4 protein-coding genes are annotated in these 3,494 nt (G+C 65.6%); all 4 read right to left on the minus strand.

The features are described 5' to 3' along the window. On the minus strand, positions 1-779 hold a 779-nt coding region (locus tag JMF90_RS29425), incomplete at its 3' end, for a nucleoside-diphosphate sugar epimerase/dehydratase (RefSeq protein ID WP_374104286.1). 12 nt (positions 780-791) lie between these two features. Continuing rightward, positions 792-1,808 (minus strand): glycosyltransferase family 4 protein, encoded by a 1,017-nt coding sequence (locus JMF90_RS29430; protein WP_175809007.1) that lies wholly within the window; start codon positions 1,806-1,808, stop codon positions 792-794. Positions 1,809-1,815: 7 nt separating this feature from the next. Continuing rightward, positions 1,816-2,781 (minus strand): SDR family oxidoreductase, encoded by a 966-nt coding sequence (locus JMF90_RS29435; protein WP_175809006.1) that lies wholly within the window; start codon positions 2,779-2,781, stop codon positions 1,816-1,818. Next, on the minus strand, positions 2,778-3,494 hold a 717-nt coding region (locus tag JMF90_RS29440; protein WP_236598055.1), incomplete at its 5' end, for a glycosyltransferase. The genes JMF90_RS29435 and JMF90_RS29440, both read right to left, overlap by 4 nt.

Below are 3,494 nucleotides of genomic sequence, written 5' to 3' on the forward strand. Positions count from 1 at the left end.
AGATCGATGTTCCGTACCTGCGACAGGAAGCCCTGCCCCGGCATCAGTGCGGTCAGCGACGGCAGCACCATCGCCTTCACGCCGGCACGCACGCAGAGGGTCGCGACGCGACGCTGGGTTTCGACCGACGCCGACGGAATCGCGATGATCGCGTATTCGACCTTCATCGCATCGGTCCAGTGCTTGAGGTCGTTGAACGAACCCAGCACCTTGTAGCCGTAGATTTCGCGCCCCTGTTTCGTGACGTCGTCGTCGAGCAGGCCGACCAAGCGCCATTCACCGGAGCGCGACAGTTCGCGCGCGAGGCTCGCGCCGGCCGTGCCGGCACCCAGCACCAGCACCGGCTTGCCCTTGCCCACCAGCCCACCGTACAGGTAGTACTCCTTCGTCGCGCGATACAGCGCACGCGCGCCGCCCATTGCCAGGAACAGCATCAACGGCGACACCAGCAGCACCGAGCGCGGAATGATCGGCTGCGGCTGGAACATCACGGCACCGATCATCACGATCACGCCGCCGCCCGCCACCGCCTTCGCGATGCGCATCAGGTCGGGCAAGCTGGCAAACACCCACAGCCCGCGATACAGGCCGAAGCCGCGGAACATCAGCGCATAGACGGGCAGTGCCCACGTCAGCGCCATCAGCGCGCCGCTCAGGAAATCATGCGGAACGCTGCCGTTGAAACGAACGAGATAAGCGAACAACCATGCGGCGACAACCGCCGTCAGGTCGAACAGGAAAGCACTCAGGGACAGCCAAGATGCTCTGGATCGCAACATCGGCGGGAAACCTCAAGAATTGTTTTCGGCGGCCGCTTGAAACCGGCGCCAACGCATGTCGATCAACCATCCGAACCATGCCAGGACACCATACCACGCAAGAAACGACAGCCATTGCTGCAGTTCGGGGCGGCCCTTTGCCCACGTGGCCAGAATTATGCCTGCGAGCATGATGAGGTACCAATAAAGGGCAGTCCGGCCGTGACTGACGCCCGACCGGACCATCCTTTGATAATAATGCTCGCGGTGCGCCTGCCAGAACTTTTCTCCGCGTAACAGACGTCTCAAAAGTGTTACAGATGCGTCTGCAATAAAGGGCGCGAATACCATGGCGGGAAACCAGATCGGCCAGACATCGGTACGCCAGCCCCAATAGCCCAGTGCGCCGGCCAGGAAGCCGAGCGGAATCGAGCCGGCGTCGCCGAGAAACAGTCTCGCCGGATGGAAATTGAGCAGAAGAAAGCCGAGCGCCGCGCCGGCCACTGCCGCGCCCGCCACGGCGAGATCGGGCGACGTATGCGGGCCGCCGAGCGCCGCGACCGCGTATCCGCCGAAGCCAAACAGTGCCATGCCGCCCGCGAGACCGTCGGCGCCGTCCATGAAGTTGTACAGGTTCGTCAGCCAGACCATCGCGAAACCCACGCCGGCGAGCAGCCACCACGGTGCGTCGGCCGGGAAGACGACGATCAGCGCGACGACTGCCGCGAGGTGCGCGGAGAATCGCACGCGGGCCGGCAGCCCGCGCCGGTCGTCGATCTGCGACATCGCGGCGAGTCCCGCGGCGGCGATCGCGATCAGCCAAAGCCGCGGCGCCAGCATCAGCAGCGCAACGACACAGACGGGCACGATGCCCCATCCGCCGACGCGCGGTGTCGGCAGCGTATGGAGCGAACGGTCGTTCGGAATGTCGGTGGCCAGACGCCAGGCCCACCCGGTGGCGAGCAGTACGCGGAGAATCGTCGTCGAGGCGAATGCGGCGGCCAGGGCCACCGCGGCCGTGGTGAGCCAGGTGGGATTCGCGAGAAGCATGTGGCTTTTATTTTCGTGTATCGCGCGAACGATACCATGCGGCGGTCGCTTCGAGGCCCTGGCGGGTCGTATAGGGCGGCTGCCAGTCGAGCACGCGCCTGATCCGACCGGTATCGAGTTGCAGACTGCCCGTCAGGCGGTCGATAGCCGCACTGCGACCGGTCAGCTTTCCGAGCACACGCAACAGCGCCGGCGGCACCGCGATCAGCCTCGCCGGCTTGCCGAGCGCGTCGCCGACGAGGCGCAGCAGGCCCGCGACCGTCGGGGCGTCGTCGTCGGCGACATGGAAGCATTCGCCGGCCGCTCGCGGGTCGATTGCGCAACGCAGCAGCGCGTCGGCGAGATTGTCGACGTAGACGATGCTGCGGCGCGCCGAAACCGCGCCGAGCGGCAACGGCATCCCGCGCGCGACCGCGTCCATCATTCGCAGGAAGTTGGCACGGACGGCAGGGCCATAGACGAGCGGCGGACGAACGACGACGACATCGAGCCCCGCCGACGCGCCGCACTGCGCGAGCTGCCGTTCCGCCCGCAACTTCGAACGGCCGTATGCATCCTGCGGGTCGGGTTCGAACGCTTCCGACAGCGGTATTCCGCCGTCGCCCTCTCCGACCGCCTTGATGCTGCTCGCGAACACGATGCGGCGCACGCCGTGATGGCGCGCGGCGTCGGCGAGACGCAGCGTGCCGGCGACGTTGGTGGCATCGAACGCAGCGTCGGGATCGGGGGACTCGTCGCGCATCACGTGCACGCGCGCGGCGAGATGGATCACGCAATCGGCGGTCAGGTCGGTTGGCCACGCTTCATCCAGACCCGCGAAATCGGCGGCGTCGTGCACCCATTCGAGCACGCCGTCGATGCAGCCGCCCGGACGCCGTACCAACGCGGTAACCGTATGTCCGGCATCCAGCGCACGACGACAGACCGCGCGGCCGACGAAGCCGTTCGCGCCGGTGACGACGAGGTGACTCACCAGAGCCTCCAGCCAAAGCGGTTGTAGAACTTCAAGGCCGACGCGGCGAACATGCGGATGTGCGCGAAGCCCTTGCGCGACGCCCCCCCACCGTGATGGATGACGCGCACCGAGGGAACATACGCGACGCGGGCAATCTCGTGCGTGCGCAGGCTCAGGTCGTAGTCCTCGAAGTACAGGAAATAGCGTGGATCGAAGCCGCCGAGTTTCTTCAGGACTTCGGTGCGGAACAGCATGAAGCAGCCGCTGACGATGGGGGGGTCCCAAACGACGTCGCGGTCGTTGATGACGTCGCGCATTTCGTAGCGGGCGAGGCGCTTCGCAAAAGCTGCCCGAAACCGCGCCGGCAGGAAGCCGCGCACGAGCAGATCGAGCACCGCCGGGTAACGGCGGCAGAGATACTGCTGCCCGCCTGTGTCATCGCCGATCCATGGCGTGAGCGCGCCGACGTCGGGACGCGAACCGAGAAACGCACGGGCGGCAACGAGCGCGTCTGCGTCGAGATCGATGTCAGGATTCAAGATCAGGTGAAACGGGCGTGTCGACGATTCGATCGCGAGATTGTGCCCCCGTCCGTAGCCAACGTTGCCGTGGCCCGACAGAATCCGGGTGGTAATACCTTTCGTATCGAGATCATCAATCAATGCAGACACGTCTCCCAGCCCACCGTTATCGACCAGAAACAGATCGACCGGGCATTCGAGCGAAGCCGT

The sequence above is a fragment of the Burkholderia sp. E168m23 genome (assembly GCF_016586125.1).
In the GTDB taxonomy this organism is placed as follows: Bacteria; Pseudomonadota; Gammaproteobacteria; order Burkholderiales; family Burkholderiaceae; genus Burkholderia; species Burkholderia orbicola.

Excerpts from the sequence above, each read along its gene's own strand:
- JMF90_RS29430 (WP_175809007.1), bottom strand. The coding sequence starts at position 1,808 with ATGCTTCTCGCGAATCCCACCTGGCTCACCACGGCCGCGGTGGCCCTG.